This is a genomic window from Blautia sp. HA8986 (genome assembly GCF_056504635.1).
On the sequence record NZ_JBWLUQ010000001.1, the window covers coordinates 1,867,373 to 1,891,758 of the forward strand.

The 24,386-nt window shown below is 44.9% G+C and carries 20 protein-coding genes, 7 tRNA genes and 1 riboswitch; of the genes, 6 read left to right on the forward strand and 21 right to left on the reverse strand.

Annotation, left to right across the window (positions count from 1 at the left end; genetic code table 11):
* Nucleotides 1-13 precede the first annotated feature (13 nt).
* From AC04Q4_RS08760 to argC, 5 genes are all read right to left on the reverse strand, one after another.
* Nucleotides 14-1,453 carry a sodium:proton antiporter gene (locus AC04Q4_RS08760; RefSeq protein WP_173736857.1) on the reverse strand — a complete coding sequence of 480 codons (1,440 nt, stop codon included), beginning with the start codon at nt 1,451-1,453 and terminating at the stop codon, nt 14-16.
* Nucleotides 1,454-1,821: 368 nt separating this feature from the next.
* Nucleotides 1,822-3,012 carry an aspartate aminotransferase family protein gene (locus AC04Q4_RS08765; RefSeq protein WP_173736856.1) on the reverse strand — a complete coding sequence of 397 codons (1,191 nt, stop codon included), beginning with the start codon at nt 3,010-3,012 and terminating at the stop codon, nt 1,822-1,824.
* Entirely contained in the window at nt 2,999-3,895 is an 897-nt protein-coding gene (argB, locus tag AC04Q4_RS08770; RefSeq protein ID WP_173736855.1) for an acetylglutamate kinase, read from the reverse strand. The genes AC04Q4_RS08765 and argB overlap by 14 nt, the downstream gene beginning before the upstream one ends.
* Nucleotides 3,896-4,205: 310 nt before the next feature.
* Nucleotides 4,206-5,429, reverse strand: coding sequence for a bifunctional glutamate N-acetyltransferase/amino-acid acetyltransferase ArgJ (gene argJ / locus AC04Q4_RS08775; RefSeq protein WP_173736854.1), 1,224 nt, complete (start codon nt 5,427-5,429; stop codon nt 4,206-4,208).
* Nucleotides 5,430-5,493: 64 nt separating this feature from the next.
* Entirely contained in the window at nt 5,494-6,534 is a 1,041-nt protein-coding gene (gene argC, locus AC04Q4_RS08780; protein WP_119238962.1) for an N-acetyl-gamma-glutamyl-phosphate reductase, read from the reverse strand.
* Between the two features lie 430 nt (nt 6,535-6,964).
* On the opposite strand from argC, the gene AC04Q4_RS08785 reads away from it, so the two are divergent.
* Nucleotides 6,965-8,197, forward strand: a complete 1,233-nt coding sequence (locus AC04Q4_RS08785; protein ID WP_015526007.1) for an argininosuccinate synthase — start codon at nt 6,965-6,967, stop codon at nt 8,195-8,197.
* Nucleotides 8,198-8,329: 132 nt separating this feature from the next.
* Entirely contained in the window at nt 8,330-9,271 is a 942-nt protein-coding gene (locus tag AC04Q4_RS08790; RefSeq protein WP_456298179.1) for a DMT family transporter, read from the forward strand.
* 98 nt (nt 9,272-9,369) lie between these two features.
* On the opposite strand, the gene AC04Q4_RS08795 is transcribed toward AC04Q4_RS08790, so the two are convergent.
* On the reverse strand, nt 9,370-9,762 hold the full coding sequence (locus tag AC04Q4_RS08795; RefSeq protein WP_173736852.1) for a metal-dependent transcriptional regulator: 393 nt from the start codon (nt 9,760-9,762) through the stop codon (nt 9,370-9,372).
* A 401-nt stretch (nt 9,763-10,163) separates the two neighbouring features.
* Here AC04Q4_RS08795 and AC04Q4_RS08800 point away from each other — a divergent pair, with 401 nt between their 5' ends.
* The 3 genes from AC04Q4_RS08800 (at nt 10,164) to AC04Q4_RS08810 (ending at nt 15,124) form a co-directional block, all read left to right on the forward strand.
* Entirely contained in the window at nt 10,164-11,915 is a 1,752-nt protein-coding gene (locus AC04Q4_RS08800; protein ID WP_476388855.1) for an ABC transporter transmembrane domain-containing protein, read from the forward strand.
* Between the two features lie 11 nt (nt 11,916-11,926).
* A complete protein-coding gene (locus AC04Q4_RS08805) occupies nt 11,927-13,813 on the forward strand; it encodes an ABC transporter ATP-binding protein (protein ID WP_195455862.1) in 1,887 nt (628 codons plus the stop codon).
* Nucleotides 13,814-14,077: 264 nt separating this feature from the next.
* Nucleotides 14,078-15,124, forward strand: a complete 1,047-nt coding sequence (locus AC04Q4_RS08810; protein ID WP_119238959.1) for a transglutaminase domain-containing protein — start codon at nt 14,078-14,080, stop codon at nt 15,122-15,124.
* Between the two features lie 63 nt (nt 15,125-15,187).
* On the opposite strand, the gene AC04Q4_RS08815 is transcribed toward AC04Q4_RS08810, so the two are convergent.
* From AC04Q4_RS08815 to AC04Q4_RS08845, 7 genes are all read right to left on the reverse strand, one after another.
* Nucleotides 15,188-15,267 (reverse strand) — tRNA-Leu (locus AC04Q4_RS08815).
* Nucleotides 15,268-15,496: 229 nt separating this feature from the next.
* A tRNA-Lys gene (locus AC04Q4_RS08820) sits at nt 15,497-15,569 on the reverse strand.
* A 7-nt stretch (nt 15,570-15,576) separates the two neighbouring features.
* Nucleotides 15,577-15,648 (reverse strand) — tRNA-Gln (locus AC04Q4_RS08825).
* A 10-nt stretch (nt 15,649-15,658) separates the two neighbouring features.
* Nucleotides 15,659-15,732 (reverse strand) — tRNA-His (locus AC04Q4_RS08830).
* Nucleotides 15,733-15,737: 5 nt separating this feature from the next.
* Nucleotides 15,738-15,811: transfer RNA gene (locus AC04Q4_RS08835), tRNA-Arg, on the reverse strand.
* 18 nt (nt 15,812-15,829) lie between these two features.
* Nucleotides 15,830-15,900, reverse strand: a tRNA-Gly gene (locus AC04Q4_RS08840).
* 27 nt (nt 15,901-15,927) lie between these two features.
* Nucleotides 15,928-16,002: transfer RNA gene (locus tag AC04Q4_RS08845), tRNA-Pro, on the reverse strand.
* A gap of 247 nt (nt 16,003-16,249) precedes the next feature.
* Here AC04Q4_RS08845 and AC04Q4_RS08850 point away from each other — a divergent pair.
* The gene (locus tag AC04Q4_RS08850; RefSeq protein ID WP_476388856.1) at nt 16,250-17,023 is read left to right on the forward strand and encodes a hypothetical protein; all 774 of its coding nucleotides are present in this window, start codon (nt 16,250-16,252) and stop codon (nt 17,021-17,023) included.
* A 274-nt stretch (nt 17,024-17,297) separates the two neighbouring features.
* Here the strand turns inward: AC04Q4_RS08850 and AC04Q4_RS08855 are convergent, their stop codons facing one another.
* From AC04Q4_RS08855 to pckA, 8 genes are all read right to left on the reverse strand, one after another.
* Nucleotides 17,298-17,777: a YfcE family phosphodiesterase gene (locus AC04Q4_RS08855; protein WP_476388857.1), complete on the reverse strand. Its 480-nt coding sequence runs from the start codon at nt 17,775-17,777 to the stop codon at nt 17,298-17,300.
* Complete coding sequence (locus tag AC04Q4_RS08860) at nt 17,774-18,358, reverse strand: XTP/dITP diphosphatase (protein ID WP_178773619.1); 585 nt, start codon at nt 18,356-18,358, stop codon at nt 17,774-17,776. Before AC04Q4_RS08860 ends, AC04Q4_RS08855 begins: the two co-directional genes overlap by 4 nt.
* Complete coding sequence (locus tag AC04Q4_RS08865) at nt 18,358-19,512, reverse strand: THUMP domain-containing class I SAM-dependent RNA methyltransferase (RefSeq protein WP_173736847.1); 1,155 nt, start codon at nt 19,510-19,512, stop codon at nt 18,358-18,360. Before AC04Q4_RS08865 ends, AC04Q4_RS08860 begins: the two co-directional genes overlap by 1 nt.
* A complete protein-coding gene (gene yfcE, locus AC04Q4_RS08870; protein WP_476388858.1) occupies nt 19,509-20,051 on the reverse strand; it encodes a phosphodiesterase in 543 nt (180 codons plus the stop codon). Before yfcE ends, AC04Q4_RS08865 begins: the two co-directional genes overlap by 4 nt.
* Before the next feature lie 87 nt (nt 20,052-20,138).
* Entirely contained in the window at nt 20,139-20,471 is a 333-nt protein-coding gene (locus AC04Q4_RS08875; protein WP_119238954.1) for a rhodanese-like domain-containing protein, read from the reverse strand.
* Between the two features lie 183 nt (nt 20,472-20,654).
* The gene (locus tag AC04Q4_RS08880) at nt 20,655-20,846 is read right to left on the reverse strand and encodes a hypothetical protein (protein WP_173736844.1); all 192 of its coding nucleotides are present in this window, start codon (nt 20,844-20,846) and stop codon (nt 20,655-20,657) included.
* Between the two features lie 319 nt (nt 20,847-21,165).
* Nucleotides 21,166-22,095: a cation diffusion facilitator family transporter gene (locus tag AC04Q4_RS08885; protein ID WP_476388859.1), complete on the reverse strand. Its 930-nt coding sequence runs from the start codon at nt 22,093-22,095 to the stop codon at nt 21,166-21,168.
* Nucleotides 22,096-22,296: 201 nt separating this feature from the next.
* A riboswitch (NiCo riboswitch) is annotated at nt 22,297-22,426 on the reverse strand.
* 218 nt (nt 22,427-22,644) lie between these two features.
* Complete coding sequence (gene pckA / locus AC04Q4_RS08890) at nt 22,645-24,249, reverse strand: phosphoenolpyruvate carboxykinase (ATP) (RefSeq protein WP_173736843.1); 1,605 nt, start codon at nt 24,247-24,249, stop codon at nt 22,645-22,647.
* Between the last annotated feature and the right edge of the window lie 137 nt (nt 24,250-24,386).

Sequence of the window (24,386 nt, forward strand, 5' to 3'; positions counted from 1 at the left end):
TGATCCTCCTCCCTTATAAAAAGAATACCAGCATATCGATGATAAACACCGGTACCAGGAAACAAATGGACCAGCCCATGTATCCGAAGAAGGAAGGCATGTTGATACCATTTTCGTCAGAAAGTGTCTTGACCATAAAGTTCGGTGCATTACCGATATATGTATTAGCTCCCATAAATACGGCGCCGCAGGAGATCGCGGAAAGAAGCTTCACAGGAACTGTTCCCAGCGTTGTGGCAATTCCATTTGTAAATCCAAGAGTTCCTGCAGTTGTCAGGAATACAAGATAGGTTGGTGTATTGTCCAGGAAACTGGACAGTGCTCCTGTAGCCCAGAACATCTGATAAGGCTCGGTGATTCCAAGGTTCGGTCCAACTGCTTTCAGAAGCATCAGAGCCGGCTGCATGGTAATAAAGATTCCGATAAAAAGTACCGCAACCTCCTGGATCGCACCCCAGGTAAAATGGTTCCGCACACGGATCTTTTTGTCTGTTGTCTTAAAGGACAAAAACGCAGCTGCAAGGATCAAAATAATCTCGATGATCGACGGATAACTTAAAGTAACCTCACCAAAAATATGGATTCCTTTTACATTTCCGGCTGCATCCTGAAATGCCGGCATACCTGGAAGCATACCACTTAAGATAACACCCACAACGATCATCACAAGAAAAATAATGTTGTGAAGACCTTCGATCTTAAACTCTGTACCAGGCTTGCTGATGTCCGGTTTACGTCCGTCTGCAATATCTCTCTTATAAGAACGCATATCCAGATGATAGAACACAAACAGAAGGATCACCATATTAAAGATCAGTACCGGGAAAAGATGCAGGCTCCAGAAAAACGGAACGCCTCGCATAAATCCCATAAGAAGTGGCGGATCACCGATCGGAGTCAGGCAGCCTCCCATGTTGGATACCATGAAGATAAAGAAGATCATGATATGACCCTTTCTCTTTCTCCAGGAATTCATCTTAATAACAGGACGGACCATCAGCATACTGGCTCCGGTAGTTCCGATACAGCTAGAAAGCAAAGTTCCCAGTGCCAGCAGACCTACATTTACTCTTGGCGAACCCGCAAAATCGCCTTCAACCGTAATGTTACCGGATACACAGAACAATCCGAATAACAGGATAATAAATGTAAGGTAATCATTGATCACGCACTCAAGTACTGTTTCTGCAGTTTTTCCGGCACCGTAAACAACTGCAAACGGAATGATCATAAGAATGATCCAAAATGCAACCACAATCGGCTGATGTGACTCCCACCACTCACCTTTTACCAGAGGCATCACTGCAACGCACAGAAGAAGACCTGCAAAAGGAATACAAAGCCACAGCGGCACAGCTGCTGTTTTCTCACTGTTTCCTGCTGCCCATACACCCACAGGACATGCCAGAAATACTGTCAGAAAAGTACATATGACGGTTAATAATTTTTTCAAAATTTTCACCCCTCACATAAATTTTTTAACCAGAGAAATTATAACATATGGGGTATCAAAATCAACTGTGTGGATGTGCAATTTAAGCTCAGAATCACTCGTTTTTTTGTGCATTTTGTTGGTAGGTGCTTCCCGGTTTTGTTTATTTTTCAACCCATAATCAGATTTTTTGGTATTATATGATATATCTATTATATATTTTTATATATATTGGTAAGCTTAACTATTTCCCGGCAACATAAAAACAGCAGTATCTTACATTCGAAATTTTACTTTTCTCATGAAAAAATACTGCTGCTTTGTTTTCAGGTTTGTTGTTCCTCTGTCTGCTTTTTATACAGCAATTTCAGAACTTTTTCTGTTTATACTTATTCCATGCACTCTGCAAGGATATCAGCCATCTTGTCGATGTCATCTTTTGTGATGACAAGCGGAGGTACAAGACGGAGTACATCGCTTCCTGCTGAGATCACAAGAAGACCTTTTGCAAGGGCTTTCTTTACCACATCGCCCACCGGACGTCCCTTGATCACGATTCCCTGCATGAAACCGCTTCCTCTTCTGGCTTCTGCACAATCATATTTCTCAACAAGTTCATCAAGTTTTTTCTCCAGATACGGAGTTAATCCCTGTACATGGGAAAGGATCTGGTCTTTCTCAAAGATATCGAATACTTTGCTGACCGCTGCACATACGAATGGGTTTCCACCGTATGTAGTTCCATGATCGCCCGGTTCCAGGGATGATGCTGCCGCTTTTTTATTGAGGACAAAAGCACCTACCGGAACACCGCAGCCGAGAGCTTTTGCACAGGTCATGATATCCGGCTGTACGCCGTATGCCTGCCATGCAAAATAATGTCCGGTACGTCCCATACCGCACTGGATCTCGTCCAGGATCAGGATGATATCCTTCTCATCACAGAGCTTGCGAAGACCTTCCAGGAATTCTTTTGTAGCCGGATAAATACCACCCTCGCCCTGTACTGTCTCTGCGATGATCGCACAAGTCTTATCTGTCACCTGGGCTTTTACGCTTTCAAGGTCATTGAAATCTGCAAATTTCACACCACCCATCAGAGGCTCAAACGGCTCTCTGTAATGTGCAGTTCCTGTTACAGAAAGAGCACCGATGCTGCGGCCATGGAAAGAATGGTTCATGGCAATGATCTCATGATCTGCATGTCCATCTCTTGCATAAGCATATTTCTTGGCAGCTTTCAGGGCACCTTCGATTGCCTCTGTACCCGAGTTTGTGAAAAAAGCCTTCTCCATATGACTGGCCTGTACAAGCTTCGCACCTGCATCAATGATCGGCTCATTGTAGTACAGATTGGAAATATGTGTCAGTTTGTCGATCTGGCTTTTAAGAGCTTCATCATATCCAGGATAGTGATATCCAAGAGCATTTACAGCAATACCTGCTGCAAAATCCAGATATTCTTTTCCTTCAGAATCATAAAGGTGACAGCCCTCACCTTTTTCAAATACTACCGGAAAACGGTTATATGTATGAAGAATACTAACTTCGGATTCTTCCATCTGATCATGCATGTTCATTGTAATATTTCTCCCCGTCATCTTTTAAAATTGCAGTACCGATACCTTTGTTTGTAAAGATCTCAAGCAGCAAGCTGTGCGGGATCCTTCCGTCAAGGATATGGACTCTGTTTACACCGTTCTCAATTGCATCAATGCAGTTTTTCAGTTTCGGGATCATACCGCCGCCTACATGTCCATCTGTGATCAACTGCTGCGCCTCGTCTACGCGAAGCTCGGAGATCAGAGTTGATGGATCTTCTGCATCTCTGTAAACACCTTCGATATCTGAAAGGAAAGCAAGTTTCTCTGCATTGACAGCTTCTGCAATGGCGCAGGCTGCATCGTCTGCATTGATATTGTATGTGTCAAAATTCTCATCAAAGCCGATTGGAAATACAATAGGAAGGAAGTCTCTCTCCAGAAGATCCTGAAGGATCTTCGGATTAACTTTTGTTACCTCGCCTACGTAACCGATATCTTCGCCTTTGGAAAGTTTCTTTCTGCACTGCAGAAGGCCGCCGTCCTTACCGCTGACACCAACTGCCTGTACACCGAGAGATTCTACCAGAGTTACCAGTTCTTTGTTTACTTTTGCAAGAACCATCTCTGCGATCTCCATGGTATCTTTGTCTGTTACGCGGAGACCGTTTATAAAACGTGGCTCCATACCGACTTTACCAACCCAGCGGCTGATTTCCTTGCCGCCGCCGTGAACGATGATTGGTTTAAAGCCGACCAGCTTCAGAAGAACTGCGTCCTTGATGACGTTGCGCTTCAGCTCTTCATCAAGCATTGCGCTTCCGCCGTACTTGATAACTACAATCTTGCGGTTAAACCGCTGGATGTATGGAAGGGCCTCAATGAGAACCTCCGCCTTGTCAAGATATTTCTGATTCACCATAGTGGTATCTCCTTTTTTGAAAAATGATATGGTTTGAAAAAGGTTTTTGTGTATGTTGTACTTTTTTCTTTAATTGGTTTTAGTGTTCTCTTGCTGAAGGAGCTGTGAACTAAGTTCCGAATCAATTCCAGCTTGTAAGCTGTGTAACTTTGCGAGGAGGGGAAGCACTCAGAGTTCCAAAGACCGTTTCCCCTCCTCGCGCTCCTCCCCTCTGGCCACGGGAAACGGGCTGTTGCCCGCTTTGCGGGCAAAGCGCCTGTGTGAATGGCTACGAAACACCGTTCGAACACCATTCTACAGGGCTCTTATATTAAGAACGGTAATCTGCATTGATTTTGATATAGTCATAAGTGAGGTCGCATCCCCATGCGGTTGCTGCTGCATCACCCATCTTCATATCAGCAATGGCTGTTACTGCATCTTCGGAGAGGATCTTTGTCGCTTCTTCTTCACTGTATCCTGTGGAAACTCCGTTTTCGATGATCTTGATCTTTCCTGCTTTGCTTTCGAAGTAGAGGTCTACCTTTTCAGGATCGAACTGGACTCCGGAATAACCAAGAGCACAGAGGATTCTGCCCCAGTTGGCATCGTGGCCGTAGATTGCTGCCTTTGTAAGGGATGAAGTCACTACAGACTTACTTAAGGTTACGGCTTCTGCCTTAGTTGCTGCGCCGATAACTTTGACTTCGAAGAGTGCTGTTGCTCCTTCACCGTCTCCTGCGATTTTTTTTGCAAGGGTTGTGTTTACGTAGTTGAGTGCTTTTTTGAACTCTTCATAGTCTGCATTTTTTTCTGTGATCTTCGGGTTGCCGGCCTGGCCGTTTGCCAGAAGAAGGACTGTGTCGTTTGTGGATGTGTCTCCGTCAACGGATACCATATTGTAGGTGTCCTTGATGTCCTCACTGAGTGCTTCCTGAAGAAGTTCTTTGGAGATATCCACATCACTTGTGATAAATCCGAGCATTGTGCACATGTTCGGGTGGATCATTCCTGATCCTTTGCACATACCGCCAACTGTAACTGTTTTTCCGCCGATCTCAATCTCAACAGCTGCTTCTTTTTTCTCGGTGTCTGTTGTCATGATGGCTTTTGCAGCCTCAAGTCCTGCCTCACGGGTTCCTTTAAGATTCGGAGCCATAGCAGTTACACCGTTTGCAATACGATCGATAGGGATCTGCATTCCGATAACACCGGTGGATGCTACCAGCACGCTGTCTTCCGGAATTCCAAGTGCTTTTGCCGCTGCCTCTGCTGTTGCACGGCAGTAGCTAAATCCCTCCTCACCGGTACATGCATTGGCAATTCCGCTGTTGCAGATCACTGCTCTTGCTCCCTGATGATTGTATACAATATCCTGATCCCATCTTACAGGAGCAGCTTTTACCACATTGGTTGTGAAAGTTCCTGCAGCCACGCATGGAACTTCACTGAACACCATAGCCATATCTGTACGGCCTTTATATTTGATCTGTGCAGCTGTTGAGGCAGCCTGAAAACCTTTTGCAGCTGTTACACCGCCATCAATTATCTTCATATTAATCTCCTCTCAACGATGGTGCCTTTTGGCAACCATCACATATATTTATAGTCTGTCTGATTTACGGACACATCGGGATCTGCTTCAGTCCTTCATTCTCATCGAATCCGAACATCAGGTTCATGTTCTGAACTGCCTGTCCTGCTGCACCTTTTACAAGGTTGTCAATTGCTCCCATCATAATGACTCTCTTTGTTCTCGGGTCGATCTTGAAGTTTACGTCTACAAAGTTGCTGCCCTCTACATTTCTTGTCTGCGGGCATACATCTTTGTTCAGCACACGTACAAAAAACTCATCTTTATAATATTTGTCATATGCTGCCTTCACTTCCTCATATGTAACGTCCTTTGTAAGGGAAGCATAAGCTGTCACCAGAATTCCTCTGTTCATCGGAACAAGATGTGGTGTAAAGTTGATCATCACTTCCTGTCCGCAGGCATATCCAAGCTGATCCTCGATCTCCGGAGTATGTCTGTGTGTTGCAACACCATATGCCTTGATGCTCTCATTGACTTCGCAGTAAAGATTCGGAACTTTCGCTCCTCTTCCTGCGCCTGATGTTCCGGACTTGGCATCAATGATGATCGTGTTCGGATCAATAAGACCTTCCTTTAACAATGGGTAAATAGATAATGTAGAACATGTCGGATAACATCCCGGGTTGGCGATCAGTCTTGCCTTCCTGATATCCTCACGGTTGATCTCGCAGAGGCCATAAACAGCTTCCTCAATAAACTGCGGGGATTTGTGCTCGATTCCGTACCATTTCTCATATTTCTTCACATCCTTAATACGAAAATCCGCGCTTAAATCGATCACCTTACATTTAGAAAGGATTTCTTCATTAATAAGGGATGCACACAGACCCTGCGGTGTTGCGGTAAAGATCACATCTACCTCATCTGCAAGTGCTGCCATATTGTCATCCATACATTTGGCATCTACCAGTTTGAAAAAGTTCTGATAAATATCTGCATACTGCTGATCTATATAGCTTCGGGATCCGAACCACTTGATCTCAACATCCTTATGTCCAAGAAGAAGTCTTACGATCTCATTTCCGGCGTATCCTGTAGCACCGATAATTCCTGCTTTAACCATCTTTCACATTCCTCCTCTGCCGTATCTCTTACGGTCTCAGTAAAAAGGCGTTTCTTATGTCCGCCTTGTCAATGGATAGATTATACATCTTCTGTGCATATTATGCAATAGTCATTTTCTTTGATTTTTCACGGTCTTTTCTGTTTTTCTTGTATTTTCTTATAATAATCCTTATTTTATGTTGTATTTTTATGCAAAATTATTTTTATATTTTTCAAATTATCTCTTGCATATTTATAAAATCTGGTGTATATTAAGCCATGTCAACAGGACAGCAGAAAATTTTGTATTGCTGTTCATGAATATTTATTCACTCTGGTAAAGTTATAAAACAGCATAATTTTTCCGGATAAAATTAAAGAAATCTCACCGTCCCGGAAATATTCCGGAACGATACAAAATTCCAAAAAATCTCAGGAGGACATATATTATGAAAGAAAAAGTTGTTTTAGCGTATTCCGGTGGTCTTGATACCACAGCCCTGATCCCGTGGCTGAAAGAAACATTTGACTATGACGTTGTCTGCTGCTGTGTAAACTGCGGACAGGGAAACGAGCTGGACGGTCTTGAAGAAAGAGCCAAAATGTCCGGCGCTTCCAAATTATATATCGAAGATATCGTTGATGAGTTCTGCGATGACTTCATTATGCCATGTGTAGAAGCCGGTGCTGTTTACGAGCATTCTTACCTTCTCGGAACATCCATGGCCCGTCCGGTCATCGCCAAGAAACTTGTTGAGATCGCACGTAAAGAAGGCGCAGTTGCTATCTGCCACGGTGCTACAGGTAAAGGAAATGACCAGATCCGTTTTGAGCTTGGTATTAAAGCTCTTGCTCCTGACATCAAGATCATCGCTCCATGGCGTATGACAGATCTGTGGACCATGCAGTCCCGTGAGGATGAGATCGAATTCTGTAAAGCTCACGGCATCACTCTTCCATTCGATGCAAGCCACAGCTACAGCCGTGACAGAAACCTCTGGCACATCAGCCATGAAGGACTTGAGCTTGAGGATCCATCCCAGGCTCCAAACTATGACGACATGCTTGTATTAAGCGTAACTCCTGAGAAGGCTCCGGATAAAGAAACTGAGATTACCATGACATTTGAGCAGGGTGTTCCGAAGACTCTTAACGGAAAAGCAATGAAGGTTTCCGAAATCATCACAGAGCTTAACAAGCTTGGCGGCGAGAACGGAATCGGTATCGTAGATATCGTTGAGAACCGTGTTGTTGGTATGAAATCCCGTGGTGTTTATGAGACTCCTGGCGGAACAATCCTGATGGCAGCTCATGACCAGCTTGAAGAGCTGATTCTTGACCGTGAAACAATGGAAGCCAAGAAGAAACTTGGCAGCCAGTTTGCACAGGTTGTTTACGAAGGAAAATGGTATACACCTCTTCGTGAGGCTATCCAGGCATTTGTTGAGTCCACTCAGAAATATGTTACAGGTGAAGTTAAATTCAAGCTTTACAAAGGCAACATCATCAAAAATGGTACAACTTCTCCGTACAGCCTTTACAATGAGTCCCTTGCTTCCTTTACAACCGGCGATATGTATGACCACCATGATGCTGACGGATTCATCACATTATTCGGTCTGCCGCTGAAGGTTCGTGCTATGAAGCTTGCAGAAGTTAAGAACAACCAGAATCAGAACTGATTTTGCCGAAGGCTGCTTCGACAGATCATAAAAATGCCCCGGGAAGCTATATAAGTTCCCCGGGGTCTTTTGTTATATATCGCTTCGATCTCATAATAAACGAAAGGATTTTTTATCATGAACTCACAGAAAATGCCTCTGAAAAATTCTCTCTGTCTGCTCCTGGCTGCCACTATCTGGGGAATCGCCTTTGTAGCCCAGAGTGTTGGTATGAAATATGTCGGCCCTTTTACCTTTAACGGCGTGCGTTCCCTGATCGGTGCCGCTGTTCTGGTACCGGTGCTCTTTATCCTGAACCGTTCCGGAAATAATTCATCTGCTGGCACAGATTCCGTAATACCGGACTCCTCATTAGAGCCCTCAAAGAAAGCTTCGTCTGCCACTCCATATAACCGCCGCGACCTGTGGACGGGCGGAATCGCCTGCGGAGCCGCCCTCTTTGCTGCCAGCAGCTTCCAGCAGTTCGGTATCCAGTACACAACTGTCGGAAAAGCCGGTTTTATCACTGCATGCTACATTGTCATTGTCCCGATCATCGGACTTTTCCTGAAAAAGAAATGCAGCCCTTTTATCTGGGCAGCCGTTGTTATGGCTCTGGTCGGACTTTATCTTCTCTGCATCACGGACGGTTTTTCCATTGGACTCGGAGATATTCTGGTGCTGATATGTGCTTTTCTCTTTTCCCTGCACATTCTGGTCATTGATCATTTTTCCCCGAAAGCAGACGGGGTAAAGCTTTCCTGCATCCAGTTTCTGGTCTGCGGAATCCTGTCCATGATCCCGGCTCTGATCCTGGAACACCCTCAGGTTTCCTCTATCCTTACCGCGTGGCTTCCAATCCTGTATGCCGGCATCATGTCCTGTGGTGTTGCCTACACCCTGCAGATTGTAGGCCAGAAAAATGTAAACCCGACAGTAGCTTCCCTGATCCTTTCCCTGGAGTCCTGCATCTCCGTGCTCGCCGGCTGGATGCTCCTTGGACAGAAGCTTTCCTTAAAAGAGCTGATCGGATGCGTCATCATGTTTGCGGCCATAATTCTGGCACAGCTGCCTGAGAAAAACACTGCAAAATAAACTATAGCACTCCCGGAAATCACCTTAAAAAAGAAGTGTATGAAAGTTTTCAGCATCCAACTCTCATACACTTCTTTTTTTATGTAAGCTTACGCTTTTTATTTTGCCTCTGTTTCTTCTTTCTTAACGAATTTATTATAATGTGCCTTGATCTTCTCAAAGCTCTCCTGACTGATATCATGCTCCATCTTGCAGGCATCCTCAAGTGCAATATCGGACGGAACGCCAAGTCCCTCAAGCATCTTGGAAAGGACTGTATGACGCTCATAGATCTGGTTGGCGATCTCTGCGCCTTTCTCCAGAAGTGTTACAGTGCCGTAACGGTCCATTGCAATATAACCATCCTCACGGAGAAGTTTCATCGCGTGGCTGACACTTGGCTTGGAAACGCCAAGTCTGGTAGCAATATCAATAGAACGGACCCCTCCGCCTTTCTTGGATAAAACCAGAATTGATTCCAGATAATCCTCTGCTGACTGTCTGATTTCCATATAAAATCCTCCCTCACATAAATTCCAGCGGATAAAAATCCGCGTTCACTGCTTTTTTTATAACCGAATATCTGCTTTTCTCACTGTTTATTGCTTTTCGCAATCCCACAGAAACCTGCCTGATCCGGTTATCCTATATAACCCTATAGCAGTTCCAGGGTTCATCGACTCTGCTGCAACAAGGGATCTGAATCACACATTATTTCCCTATTTTACAGGTGAATATTAACTTTTAATATACCGCTTAACCCGAATTATGTCAAGCTTTTCACACACATTTATCTTGACATTAAAAATATTTTCCCTGATAATAATATCTGGACAATACATCTGTTCTGTAGCAGCTCTTATTTTTTCTGAGGTGCTATCTTTTTGAACAGTAGAAGAAAGGAGTTTTTTTTATGCTCAAAACCCTGTTGGCCCAGGTCAGGGAATTTAAAAAGGCATCATTTCTCACGCCTTTTTTTATGATCCTCGAAGTTCTCTTTGAGACTCTGATCCCCCTGTCCATGGCTTCCATTATTGATAAAGGTGTGGAAGTCGGAAATATCGGCCATATCTATCGGATGGGTGCAATTATGACAGCTCTTGCCCTGTGCGGCCTGTGGGCCGGTGTCATGGGCGGAAAATACGGAGCACTGGCATCAACCGGCTTTGCCAGAAACCTCCGGAAAGCCATGTACACCAACATCCAGACCTTTTCTTTTTCTAACATCGACAAGTACAGCACTGCCGGTCTGATCACCCGTCTTACAACAGACGTCACCAATCTGCAGAATGCCTATCAGATGATCCTGCGCATGTGCACCCGTGCACCGGCCAGCCTGATCTGTGCCATGGTCATGGCATTTCTTATCAATGCGAAGCTTGCAAGCATCTATCTTGTTGCAGTTATCTTCCTTGGAGGCTGCCTGATCTTTATCATGCGAAAAGCTACTGTATATTTCCAGGCCGTATTCCGTAAATATGACGACCTGAACGCAAGTGTACAGGAAAATATCGGTGCTGTCCGTGTTGTCAAGGCTTACGTCCGTGAAGATTACGAAATCAGTAAATTCCAGAAAGCCTGCAATAAAGTATACGAAATGTTCTTAAGCGCTGAAAAGATCGTTGTCATGAACATGCCTCTGATGCAGTTTACTGTTTATGCCTGTATCCTTGGTATCAGCTGGCTTGGAGCCAAAATGATCGTAGGAAGCTCTCTGACTACAGGTGAACTTATGAGTCTCCTCACCTACTGCATGAATATTCTCATGAGTCTTATGATGCTTTCCATGGTTTTTGTTATGGTAACAATGAGTATTGCAAGTGCGGAACGTGTCACAGAAGTTATCAATGACACCGCTGACATTACAGACCCGGAGAATCCTGTAACAGAAGTCCCGGACGGAAGCATTACTTTTGACCATGTTGACTTCAGCTACAAAAAAGACAGCAAAGAGCCTGTTCTCAAAGACATCAATATCTCAATCCGTTCCGGCGAAACTATCGGAATCATCGGCGGTACGGGAAGTGCCAAGTCCAGCCTTGTAAACCTGATCAGCCGTCTTTATGACGTAACTGACGGTTCGGTTTGCGTGGGTGGCATTGATGTCCGTAAATACCATCTGGAAACTCTGAGAAACCAGGTTTCCGTAGTCCTTCAGAAAAACGTACTTTTCTCAGGAACCATTCTTGAAAATCTCCGCTGGGGTGACAAAAACGCCACAGAGGAAGAATGCCGCCGTGCATGCCAGCTTGCCTGTGCCGATGATTTCATCGAAAAAATGCCGGATAAATACAACACCTTCATTGAACAGGGTGGTTCCAATGTTTCCGGTGGCCAGAAACAGCGTCTCTGTATTGCACGTGCCCTTCTGAAGAAGCCTAAGATACTGATCCTGGACGACTCCACAAGTGCAGTTGATACAGCCACTGACGCAAGGATCCGACGTGCTTTTGCAGAAGATATCCCGGATACTACCAAGCTGATCATCGCACAGCGTATCTCCAGTATCCAGAATGCTGACCGCATTATTGTCATGGATAACGGTACAGTCAACGGTTTCGGCACTCACGAGGAGCTTCTTAAGACCAACGCTATCTATCAGGAAGTATTTAATTCACAGACCGGCGGTGCCGGTGATTTTGACGAGGGAGGTGAGCCGGCTTGAAGAAACAGAATATGAAAAATCCTGGCGGTCCTGGTCCGAAAGGTATGGGAACACCTGAACAGCCGGGTAAGCTTCTCGGACGTCTTGCCCGCTATATTTTAAAAAGCTACAGTATTCATATCGTAATTGTTGTGATCTGTATTTTTGTCAGCGTTCTGGCTAATGTCCAGGGAACCATGTTCATGAAAACTCTGATCGACCAGTACATCACACCGCTTCTCAAGGCAGATACACCGGACTTCGGTCCTCTGACTGCCGCAATCGCACGTGTGGCATGCTTTTACGCCATCGGCGTTATTGCTACTTATACCTATAACCGCATTATGATCAATGTTTCCCAGGGAAGCCTGCGCAACCTGCGTAACGATATGTTCGCAAAAATGGAAACTCTTCCGATCAAATATTTCGACACACATGCACATGGCGATATCATGTCTATCTACACGAATGATATCGATACCCTGCGCCAGATGATCAGCCAGAGTTTCCCTCAGCTGCTCTCCAGCGTGATCACAATTGTCAGCGTTTTTATCAGCATGCTGATCCTTAATGTACCGCTTACTGTTGTTACTCTCATCATGGTTGCTGTTATGCTTGCCGCCAGCCGTAAGCTCGCAGGCTTAAGCGGAAAATATTTCCTGGAGCAGCAGACCAATCTCGGCATTGTCAACGGTTATATCGAAGAGATGATGGAAGGCCAGAAAGTTGTCAAGGTCTTCTGCCATGAAGATGAAAGTATCGAGAAATTCAATGAGCTAAACGACCAGCTTTTTACCAGCGCAGACAACGCCAACCGTTTCGCCAACATCCTGATGCCTGTTGTTGCTCAGCTTGGAAATGTCAGCTATGTAGTCTGTGCTATTGTAGGCGGTATCCTGGCAATCAACGGAATCGGCAATTTCACCCTTGGAGGACTTGCCAGCTTCCTGACTTTCAACAAGAGCTTCAACATGCCGATTAACCAGGTCAGCCAGCAGTTCAACAGTATTGTTATGGCTCTTGCAGGTGCCAAACGTATCTTTGATCTCCTGGATGAAAAACCGGAAGCAGATGAAGGTTATGTTACTCTTGTCAATGCCAGAGAAGAAAACGGCGTTCTCACAGAATCCGATAAGCGTACCGGACGCTGGGCATGGAAGCATTTCCACAAGGCAGAAGGCACCACGGATTATATTGAACTGAAAGGTGACATGGTTCTGGAGGATGTTGATTTCGGTTACAATTCCAATAAAATCGTTCTTCACGATATCAATATGTATGCACAACCCGGCCAGAAGATCGCTTTCGTAGGCTCCACCGGTGCAGGAAAAACCACCATCACCAATCTTCTGAACCGTTTTTATGATATTCAGAAAGGCAAGATCCGCTACGATGGTATCAACATCACCAAGATCAAAAAAGACGATCTCCGCCGTTCCATGGGTATTGTTCTTCAGGATACCAACCTGTTCACTGCAACCGTTATGGAAAACATCCGCTACGGTAAACTGGATGCTACAGATGAAGAGGTTATTGCTGCCGCAAAGCTTGCCAATGCAGACGGTTTTATCCGCAGACTTCCCCAGGGTTATAACACGCTTCTGCGAGGAAACGGCGCAAACCTGAGCCAGGGACAGCGTCAGCTTCTATCCATCGCCCGTGCAGCTGTTGCTGACCCGCCTGTTCTGATCCTGGATGAAGCTACCAGTTCCATTGATACCCGTACCGAGAAGCTGGTTCAGGATGGCATGGATAAGCTGATGGAAGGCAGAACGACTTTTGTTATCGCCCACCGTCTTTCCACTGTCCGCAACAGTGACTGTATCATGGTTCTGGAACAGGGACATATTATCGAACGTGGTTCCCATGAGGAGCTGCTTGCGCAGAAAGGACGGTATTACCAGCTGTATAATGGCTGATCCCGTACCACAGTTATTGTCACATAAAAAAACATGCAGGATACATCTTTTCCAGATGGTTCTGCATGTTTTTTATATACTCCGGGATCATATGTGTTATAATTTTTCTGTTATTTTTCCGGTTCATTCTCTTCGCTTAATATTTTATTCACTTTAAATATGATAATACTGAACTGAGTTGAGCTGAAAAATAATTTTGTAAAATTTTCAGAAAGGAGTTTCTGCAGTATCTTAAATTTTTGAGCTGCTGCAGACCATTTATATATGAAACAGGCTGAAGAATATTACTACGGCAGAATGCCGAAGGATAAACAGAATACATACCGGGCAATGCTGGCAGGACTTATGGATCTTTCTGATGAGATCCTGCTGCCCCAGGTCCCTACTACTGACGGAAACTGGCTCTATGACGTTTTTTTTCAGCTTCGTCTGGATCATCCGGAGATCTTCTGGGCTGTGGGATTTAAATACCGTCATTATAAGGATTCTCCCAACCTCATCCTGATCCCCGAATACATTTTTGACAAAAACAAAATCCGCGAGCACAAGAAAGCTCTGCACGCCCGCGTAGAGAAGCTTGTACGCCCTGCAGCGAAGTTTTCGGAATGGGATAAGGAAAAATATGTCCACGACTTTATCTGCGAAAATATCCGCTATGACAAACTGAAAAAGCCATACTCCCATGAGATCATCGGACCTCTTGGCCATGGTGTCGGCGTCTGTGAGGGAATCGCCAAATCCGTAAAAATTCTCTGCGATGCCCTCGGAGTCTGGTGTGTTATCGCCATCTGCGGAAATAATCCCGAAAAAGGTATCAAATACCGCCATACCTGGAACATTGTCCGAATCAACGGACAATATTATCATCTGGATGCCACTTTTGACAATACACTTGGCAGAAACGAGGATGATTCTGTCAGTATCCGCTACGATTATTTTAATCTGGATGACAAAAACATCTTCCGTGACCATGAGCCACTGATCGCTCCTGCTCCCGCCTGCCCGGACGGCAGCCACTCCTACTACCGCGAAAAAAAGCTTTCTTTCACCAAAATCGAAGATGTTTACAAGCGTGCTCTGCAGGCTGCCAGAAAAGGCCGTGAATTCACTTTTCACTGGAGAGGCAGTTATCTCACCCGCGAAGTCCTTGCAGATCTTGTCGACCAGATCCAGGCCGCAGGAAAGACCCGCGATAAAAAAGCCATCATTACACTTAACTGGCCCCAGGCCATACTGAGATTCCACTTCACAGATCAGCAGGCTGAGGACAAGGTATTTATTGAGGAAGTAAATGAAGGTGAGAAATTATAAAACCATGAAGACCTTCTGTAAATTTCAGAATTTACAGAAGGTCTTCATGTGATTGTTTATTGATGCGGATAACAGGACTTGAACCTGCACGGTTGCCCACTGGTACCTAAAACCAGCGCGTCTGCCAATTCCGCCATATCCGCATATGTCATTTCTTCAGACATGAATTATTACAACAAAAGATATTTTACAGGAAATTCTCAAATAACGCAAGGACATATTCAAAATTGATACAAGTAATTTCTCAATAAAAGTCCCCGTAATAAAATGTAACCACCTGTGCAAAAAAATTACAAAAACCAGAAAACCCGCATAAAACAGGTTTTTCGGACAAAAAAGCACTGTCAGCTCGACAGTGCTTTTAAAATTCAATGAGGCATCGGGGATTCGAACCCCGGACAACTTGATTAAAAGTCAAGTGCTCTACCGACTGAGCTAATACCCCATAAGGACTGGGCTAGCTGGATTCGAACCAGCGAATGCAGCAGTCAAAGTGCTGTGCCTTACCGCTTGGCGATAGCCCAATGGGCGAAGGGTGGATACAGGGATTCGAACCCTGGGCCTCCAGAGCCACAATCTGGCGCGCTAACCAACTGCGCTATACCCACCACAGCGTGCCTGAAGGGATTCGAACCCCCGACCCACGGCTTAGAAGGCCGTTGCTCTATCCAGCTGAGCTACAGACACATGCTCTCTTTTCAGAGAAGCGGGTGATGGGAATCGAACCCACGTATCCAGCTTGGAAGGCTGGTGTTCTACCATTGAACTACACCCGCATGCTTGCGGTAATAAGTTTACAGCAGTCGGGGTGACAGGATTCGAACCTGCGGCCTCCTGGTCCCAAACCAGGCGCTCTAGCCAAACTGAGCCACACCCCGATATACCATTTACTTATGGTCTTTATTAAGTTGTTGTCGTTTTTATTTCTCTTGCCTGACGACAAGTGATATTATATAATAGCGATCTACAAATGTCAACACTTTTTTTGAATTTTTTTAAAAAAACTTTTTTTCACGTTTTTTCCGTCTATTCAAAGGTTTTCTTGTCATTTGCGACTTGCTTATGTTATCATATTCCTGATAATAAAGTCAAGAAGAAAATCTGGAAAATTAAGGAGATGTTTTTATGGATATAAAACTATTTCAGCAGAAACTTAACGAAATCTGTGAGATCGCGGAGGAGAACGGCAAACAGCTCTCCCAGCAGCAGATCCGTGAACATTTCGATGAATCTGACCTGAATACTTCACAGCTCGTGAAGATCCTGCAGTATCTTAAATTGAAAGGAATTACTATCGAAGGCGCAGAAAAAGCTGCCGGTACTTCTGCGCCTGATGCTGCAAGCACCCGGGATGCAAAGCAGGAAGAATTTCCCGGTACCCGTACAGCTCTTACAGCAGAGGAACAGGCGTATCTCAGGGATTATATGGAGAGTTTTTCACCGGAAGGACTTGATTCCGAAGACCTCTCTTCTCTCTTCCAGGCCTTTGCCGATGGCGACACTGCTGCTGAGGGTGAACTTACACAGTTCTACATGGCTCAGGCAGCCCAGATGGCAGCTGAACTGAACTGCGAGGAGATTTATCTGGCTGACCTGATCCAGGAGGCGAATCTGGCACTTCTAGCTGCTCTCAAAGAATCTGAGCCGCTGGTGAAAGACGATACCTGGATGCGCGGCCGTATCCGCAGCGGAATCCTCCACGCTATCGAAGAACAGACACAGCAGAAATTCCGCGATGATTATCTTGTATCCAAGGTAGAAAACCTGGAATCTGCAGTAAAAGAACTCACAGACGATGATGACACCACCAGGTTCACCATCGATGAGCTTGCCGTGATCCTGGATATGAACGTAGACGAGATCCGGGATGTACTGCGTCTTACCGGAGATGATAAATAATCAGTATCACAGTAAAGCGGACATTCGCAATCCGCTTCGCTACTTGCTCATGAACGCAGTCGCTTCGCGATCTGTCAGTGGAAGCTTTCAACTCCCACTGACATAAGCATCCCCCCTCACCCGCCGCTTAGTGCTCCGCGCACTTGAAGCGGGGGAATGCTTATCTGCGTTCAAAAACAGCGGCAGAGATGCTTTTTTTCTCTGCCGCCGTTTTTATTTTTACATAACAGTAGTTTCACCATTTACACTGGATCAGATAACTGATCATATTATATTACAGATACCGGATCTCCACATTCATCTTTCCATTCCCGTCTGTCTCCAGCACCGCATAGCTTGGCCTGCGACCTCTTTGTCTTGGAAATGATAAGCTTCCAGGATTTACAAGAAGTATTCCGTCTTCTGTCTCCAGCACCGGCATGTGTATATGTCCGAAAAATGCCGCGTTACAGCCGCGCTGTTTTGCCGCATCTGCAAGCTGGTCAAAAGCCATGGACACTCCATAATAATGTCCATGTGTCACCAGTACTTTATTTTCCTCAATATCTATCACTTCTTCTCTGGGAAGATCTGAGAAAAAGTCATTATTCCCGGAAACAATGCTGCAGGGACATTCCGCAAGAGCTTCGATATAGAACTCCCGTCCTTCCACATCTCCGCAGTGTACCAGCATGTCAAAAGGTGCTTCCCTGTTCACTGCCAGTTCCAGATTTTCGTCTCTTCCGTGGGTGTCACTTACGATCAGTACCTTCATACCAGCTCTTCCTTTATCATGCGAAGAGCTTTTCCCCGGTGGCTGATCTTGTTCTTCTCTTCCATGGAAAGCTCTGCAGATGTGCATCCATATTCCGGAAGATAAAAGATCGGATCATATCCGAAACCGTTCTCCCCTTTTTCCTCATATCCAATACGGCCTTCCATGGCAGCACGTACTGTCTTTCTTCTTCCATCCGGAAAAGCTGCTGCAATGGCACAGACGAATCTTGCTGTACGCTTCTCATCCGGCACACCATCCAATCTCTCAACCAGATTTGCATTCTTAATATGATAGGAAGTATCTTCGCCCATATAACGCGCAGAATAAATACCCGGCTCTTTGTTCAGAAAGTCGATCTCAAGCCCGGAATCATCAGCCAGCACGATCTCGCCGGTCATCTTACAGATGGCCTCAGCCTTGATCATGGCATTCTCCTCGAAGCTTTTTCCATTCTCATCAATGTCTGCATGGATTCCGGCATCCTTCAGGGAAAGGATCTCAAGAGACGGATCTGCCAGGATCCTGCGGATCTCTTTCATTTTCCCCTCATTTCCGGTGGCAAAAATAATCTTTTTCATTATTTCATACTTCCTTTCTTTGGCGGACGCGGTCCAAGGAACTGATAATAGTAGGTTTTCATCATTCCGTTGTAGATTTTTCTGTTCTTATCGGCCTTCCGTCCGATATCATTCTCAGCTTTATCATAAGCAGTGATCAGATACATGGACCAGCGATCCAGACGCTCATAGCTCTCTCCGATCTCGCGGTAAAGTGCCGGAAGATTGGCCTTATCCTCGATTCGCTCACCATATGGTGGATTTGTCACAATAAAACCAAAAGGCTTGGAATGGCGGAGTTCGCTCACCGGACGCTGCTGGAAATGGATCAGCCTGTCCACTCCTGCCATTTTTGCATTGGCGCGAGCTGCTTTGATGGCTGCCGCATCAATGTCAAAACCCTGGATATCTGTCTCAATATCAAGATTTACCCTGTCTCCGGCTTCCTCTCTGGCGTCTTCCCAGCATTCCTTCGGAATCAGATGTTCCCAGTTTTCAGCCAGAAAATGACGGTTCATTCCAGGTGCTATGTCCGCCGCCATCATAGCTGCCTCGATCGGGAAGGTGCCACTTCCGCAAAACGGGTCTACCAGAATGCGGTCTTTTTTCCATGGGGTAAGCATCAAAAGTGCACTGGCAAGCGTCTCTGTGATCGGCGCTTTGACCGTCATCTGACGGTATCCCCTCTTATGAAGAGAAACACCTGATGTGTCGATTCCGATCAGTGCGATATCTTTCATAAATGCCACTCGGATTGGGAATTCCGGACCGTCTTCCGGGAACCAGGATATTCCGTAAATGCCTTTGAGACGTTCTACGATGGCTTTTTTCATAATGGACTGGATATCGGACGGACTGAACAGCTTACTCTTGATGGAGTTTGCCTTGGCTACCCAGAATTTTCCATTCTTCGGTATGTAATTCTCCCATGGAAGAGCCTTGGTTTTCTCAAAAAGCTCATCAAAAGTCTCTGCCTTTACCTCGCCTACTTTCAGCAGTACACGCTCCGTTGTCCGCAGGAACATATTAGCATCTGCCACACCCTGAGCATCAGCCTGAAAAGTTACTCTTCCGTCTTCCACCTTGGTCACGTCGTATCCAAGATCCAGTATCTCTCGTTTCAGTACCGCCTCTGTTCCGAAATGGCAGGGCGCAGTTAATTCCCACAGATTCATAAAATAATCTCCCGTACTGTATTTCCTTCAAAGTCTTTGATCGTAAAAATTCCGTTCTCATATACCGCATAAGTTGGTGGATTGCCTTCTTTCGGGATAGACACGGAGCCAGGATTCAGAAGGATGTAATTTCCCATATTCTCTGCTTTCAGCACATGTGTATGGCCATGGATAAGGATGTCGCCGTCCATCATTGGCGGAAGGTGATCTTTATTGTAGACATGGCCGTGTGTTGCATAGAAAGTTTTTCCATCAAGAGCCAGGATACAGTAGTCTGCCATTACCGGAAACTCCAGTACCATCTGGTCTACCTCTGCCTCGCAGTTTCCGCGTACTGCATAGATCTGGTTTTTTCTCTCATTTAAAAGGCGGATGACTTCCTTCGGTGCATACTCCACGGGAAGATCATTTCTCGGTCCATGATAAAGCAGATCTCCCAGAAGTACCAGTCTCTCCGCCTTCTCTTCGTCATATACTTTCAGCATTTTCCGGCAATAATATGCCGAACCATGTACATCTGACGCAAACATATATTTCATAATCTTTTCTCCTTGTGATTTTTGCTGATTTTCTATTTCTGTTCTTTACATTATCATGATTTCATTTAAAATACAAGATTTGTTGTTTTATCCACTCACAAGATTTCTTCCTCTATATGCCGCAAAACCGCCAATTACGGATCTGGTACGGCAGCCTTGTCTTGCCAGGTTCCTGGCTGCCTGCATGCTGGCCCCTCCCCGGTCACAGTAAAAAACAAGCGTTTTATCTCGCGGAAACCGATACTTCTGATCCTGTTTTTTCTCAAGATATTCTTCCAGCTCACGGTATGGGATGTTTATTGCATTCCGGACATGTCCCTTCCTGTAGGAAGCCAGGTCCCGGAGATCTATAATAATGGCGTCACTTCGCTCCACATAATAGTCCAGCATTTTCGCAGAGATAGTTTCGATCTGAAACATGGAAAAAACTCCTCTTTTTGCTATATTATATGGTATGTTCAAGAAGAAGGTTCCCTGTAGAAAAAGCAGGAAAAAGCTTACTTCTGGCTTTTCCCTGCTTCAATCGGATAGATGTCAGACGGATATTTGCAATCTGTACATTTTCACCTTATTCTTTATTTGTCCAAAATTCCCTCCGGCAGATCAATATCTGTCAGATTCGCTGTTTTTCTCAGATTCGTATTCATCGGACGTTTTGTTTCCGTAACTGTTGCCATAGCTGTTTTTGGATTTGTTCTTAGAACTGTTTTTTCCGCAGTTTCTGGAATCACTTTCCCCGAAATTTTTGCCCGCATAGTTTGATTCGTTTCTGTTTGTTTCATAATTTTTTGCCATTTGAATTTACCTCCTGATGAAGTTGATTTTGTGGCTTTTTAAACGTTTATCAAACATTTTTGCCACTTTTTATTACAGGAATTAGTATCCCAAAAAGTTTGGAGATTATTCGCCAAAATCATATTGCTTTTTTTTCCAGTTTATATTATAATCATTCTTGTAAAAAGAATTTACCCTTCAAAAATTTTTTTTACATAACCCCTTATTTAATTATTTATACTCCCCTCGAAACACCCGGTAGCTCCCCTACCGGGTGTTTCTCTATACAAAAACAAGCCGCCGGGTGACGCTCATAAGTTCATTCCGGCAGCTTGTTTTTTTATCCGTTGATAGGATTCACATGCACCATACAGTGCTTTACATCTTTGAATTTGTTCTCGATCGTATGATGTACATTTTCCGCAATATCATGTGCATCGCGAAGGGAAATATTTCCATCTGCTGCGATCTCGATATCCACATATATCTTGGATCCGAAAAGGCGGGTTTTAAGAAGGTCTACTCTTCTGACTCCCGGTACCCTGAGGATCTCTCTCTTCATGGATTCCTCGGTTTTTGCATCACAGGAATGATCTACCATCTTGTCAATGGCATCCCTGAAAATATCGATGGATGCCTTTGCGATCATAAAGCAGATCACAATGCTGGCGATCGGATCCAGGATCGGATATCCCAGTCTTGCTCCGAAAATACCGATAAACGCTCCTATGGAGGAAAGCGCATCCGAACGATGATGCCATGCATCTGCCATCAAAGCTCCTGAATTAAGCTTCTTTGCAGCACCTCTTGTATACCAGAACATCCACTCTTTTACCACAATGGATACCACTGCTGCAATCAGTGCAAGTGTTCCCGGAATGGCAATTGTTCCACCGGATGTGCTTTTTACAATGTCACGGGCACCGGTAACTCCGATTCCAAGACCTGTTACAAGCAGCATTCCTGCAAGGACAATGGAAGAAACACACTCCATTCTTTCATGTCCGTACTGATGCTCTTTGTCTGATTTCTTTGCAGAAAGGCGGACACCGATAATTACGATGAAGGTGCTTCCCACATCTGATGCAGAATGAATGGCATCAGAGATCATTGCTCCTGAATGTGCCACAATACCTGCGATCAGTTTAAATACAGATAATAAAAGGTTTACCAGAATACTGATCCCGGATACCTTCATTGCTGTCTGCTGTTCCCATGAAGCTGTTTTTTCTGTATCATGTATAATTGTTTTGTTTTCTGTGTGTTCCATAAACAGGACCTCCTTTTAAATATATGATCAGGTTCTTCTTATGGCACAACATTTTCCGTGAAAAAACCGACGGTTTCTTCACTACTCGCTGCAGTGCGATTTTCCGCCGGTGTTCTTTCTTTTATATATATGGATATCTCAGCTTCTACCATCTGTACCATCCATATTTTTGCAGTAAAAAAGACATACCTGCGAAACATACACTGTCCCGCAGATATGTCTGAAAGCAAAGTCACATTCCATATCCGCTGCCACTTCCTGCGGCCCGGCCCCATGCCTTCGAATAAATATTTTCGATTCCGAAAGGCATCGCCTGCTCAGTTTGTACTGTTGATCTCGCATCCTGTTCGAATGTAATGCAGTGCAAAGAGAATTTTTGCAGTCTTACGGGTCTCCCGCTCAACTTCCCAGAAAGGATACACCCTGTACCCTTTGTTAGTCAAGCCAAAGATTTTTTATTTTACAGATGGATAGTTTGTCAAAAAAATCGGGAGCGGATAAATCCGCTCCCGGTTAAGTCTACGATCTGTATTCAGTTGGAATGACTGATTATGCCTGCGGGCCAGCAGCAACGAGTGCTTTACCAGCTGCATTTCCCTCATATTTAGCAAAGTTCTTAACGAATCTTGCAGCAAGATCTTTGGCCTTTGTCTCCCACTCTGCAGCATCTGCATATGTGTCACGTGGGTCAAGGATTGCAGGATCTACGCCCGGAAGCTCTGTCGGAACCTCGAAGTTGAAGAACGGAATGCTCTTTGTAGAAGCTTTAAGGATAGATCCGTCAAGGATAGCATCGATGATACCACGAGTATCTTTGATGGAGATACGTTTTCCTGTTCCATTCCATCCTGTATTAACGAGGTATGCTTTCGCACCGCTCTTCTCCATTCTCTTAACGAGCTCCTCAGCATATTTTGTCGGATGAAGCTCAAGGAATGCCTGTCCGAAGCAAGCGGAGAATGTAGGAGTAGGCTCTGTGATTCCACGCTCTGTACCAGCAAGTTTAGCTGTGAATCCGGAAAGGAAGTAGTACTGTGTCTGCTCCGGTGTCAGGATAGATACTGGAGGAAGTACGCCGAATGCATCTGCGGACAGGAAGATAACCTCTTTAGCTGCCGGTGCAGAAGATACAGGGCGAACAATGTTCTCGATGTGGTTGATCGGGTAGGAAACACGTGTGTTCTCTGTTACGCTCTTGTCAGCGAAGTCGATCTTGCCCTCAGCATCAAGTGTTACGTTCTCAAGAAGAGCGTTTCTCTTGATCGCATTGTAGATGTCCGGCTCAGACTCTTTGTCAAGGTTGATAACCTTAGCGTAGCATCCGCCCTCGAAGTTGAATACTCCGTTGTCATCCCAGCCATGCTCGTCATCACCGATCAGGAGACGCTTAGGATCTGTGGAAAGTGTTGTCTTACCTGTTCCGGAAAGACCGAAGAAGATTGCTGTGTTCTCTCCGTTAAGGTCTGTGTTTGCAGAGCAGTGCATGGAAGCGATGCCCTTAAGCGGCAGATAGTAGTTCATCATGGAGAACATACCTTTCTTCATCTCTCCACCGTACCATGTATTAACGATAACCTGCTCACGGCTTGTAATGTTGAACATTACAGCTGTCTCAGAGTTAAGTCCTAATTCTTTGTAGTTCTCAACTTTAGCCTTGGATGCGTTGTAAACAACGAAATCCGGCTCAAAGTTCTCAAGCTCCTCAGCTGTCGGCTGAATGAACATGTTTGTTACGAAGTGTGCCTGCCATGCAACCTCAACGATGAAACGGATAGCCATACGTGTGTCTTTGTTAGCTCCGCAGAATGCATCTACTACGAAAAGTTTCTTGTTGGAAAGCTCCTTCTTGGCAAGATCTTTAACTGCATTCCATGCTTCCTGAGTTGCCGGATGGTTATCGTTCTTGTACTCATCGGATGTCCACCAAACTGTGTCCTTGGAGTTCTCATCCATAACGATGTATTTATCTTTAGGAGAACGTCCTGTGTAGATACCTGTCATTACATTGACAGCACCAAGCTCGCTGACCTGACCTTTCTCAAAGCCCTCAAGCTCCGGTTTGGTCTCTTCCTCAAATAATGTCTCGTAGGAAGGATTGTACACGATCTCAGTTGTTCCGGTAATACCATACTTTGTTAAATCGATTTTTGCCATCTTAACATTTACCTCTCTTCTTTAATAGTAATTATGATAGCCACCTACTGCTGCAGGTTTTTGTCATCCTGCCATAGGAATTGGTCATTCCAACATCCCTATCCACAATTATACATAAATTGTACGTAAAAGCAACC

Excerpts from the sequence above, each read along its gene's own strand:
- AC04Q4_RS08765 (WP_173736856.1), bottom strand. The coding sequence starts at position 3,012 with ATGAACATGCATGATCAGATGGAAGAATCCGAAGTTAGTATTCTTCAT.
- argB (WP_173736855.1), bottom strand. The coding sequence starts at position 3,895 with ATGGTGAATCAGAAATATCTTGACAAGGCGGAGGTTCTCATTGAGGCC.
- argJ (WP_173736854.1), bottom strand. The coding sequence starts at position 5,429 with ATGAAGATAATTGATGGCGGTGTAACAGCTGCAAAAGGTTTTCAGGCT.
- argC (WP_119238962.1), bottom strand. The coding sequence starts at position 6,534 with ATGGTTAAAGCAGGAATTATCGGTGCTACAGGATACGCCGGAAATGAG.
- AC04Q4_RS08785 (WP_015526007.1), top strand. The coding sequence starts at position 6,965 with ATGAAAGAAAAAGTTGTTTTAGCGTATTCCGGTGGTCTTGATACCACA.
- AC04Q4_RS08790 (WP_456298179.1), top strand. The coding sequence starts at position 8,330 with ATGCCTCTGAAAAATTCTCTCTGTCTGCTCCTGGCTGCCACTATCTGG.
- AC04Q4_RS08795 (WP_173736852.1), bottom strand. The coding sequence starts at position 9,762 with ATGGAAATCAGACAGTCAGCAGAGGATTATCTGGAATCAATTCTGGTT.
- AC04Q4_RS08800 (WP_476388855.1), top strand. The coding sequence starts at position 10,164 with ATGCTCAAAACCCTGTTGGCCCAGGTCAGGGAATTTAAAAAGGCATCA.
- AC04Q4_RS08805 (WP_195455862.1), top strand. The coding sequence starts at position 11,927 with ATGAAAAATCCTGGCGGTCCTGGTCCGAAAGGTATGGGAACACCTGAA.
- AC04Q4_RS08810 (WP_119238959.1), top strand. The coding sequence starts at position 14,078 with ATGAAACAGGCTGAAGAATATTACTACGGCAGAATGCCGAAGGATAAA.
- AC04Q4_RS08850 (WP_476388856.1), top strand. The coding sequence starts at position 16,250 with ATGGATATAAAACTATTTCAGCAGAAACTTAACGAAATCTGTGAGATC.
- AC04Q4_RS08855 (WP_476388857.1), bottom strand. The coding sequence starts at position 17,777 with ATGAAGGTACTGATCGTAAGTGACACCCACGGAAGAGACGAAAATCTG.
- AC04Q4_RS08860 (WP_178773619.1), bottom strand. The coding sequence starts at position 18,358 with ATGAAAAAGATTATTTTTGCCACCGGAAATGAGGGGAAAATGAAAGAG.
- AC04Q4_RS08865 (WP_173736847.1), bottom strand. The coding sequence starts at position 19,512 with ATGAATCTGTGGGAATTAACTGCGCCCTGCCATTTCGGAACAGAGGCG.
- yfcE (WP_476388858.1), bottom strand. The coding sequence starts at position 20,051 with ATGAAATATATGTTTGCGTCAGATGTACATGGTTCGGCATATTATTGC.
- AC04Q4_RS08875 (WP_119238954.1), bottom strand. The coding sequence starts at position 20,471 with ATGTTTCAGATCGAAACTATCTCTGCGAAAATGCTGGACTATTATGTG.
- AC04Q4_RS08880 (WP_173736844.1), bottom strand. The coding sequence starts at position 20,846 with ATGGCAAAAAATTATGAAACAAACAGAAACGAATCAAACTATGCGGGC.
- AC04Q4_RS08885 (WP_476388859.1), bottom strand. The coding sequence starts at position 22,095 with ATGGAACACACAGAAAACAAAACAATTATACATGATACAGAAAAAACA.
- pckA (WP_173736843.1), bottom strand. The coding sequence starts at position 24,249 with ATGGCAAAAATCGATTTAACAAAGTATGGTATTACCGGAACAACTGAG.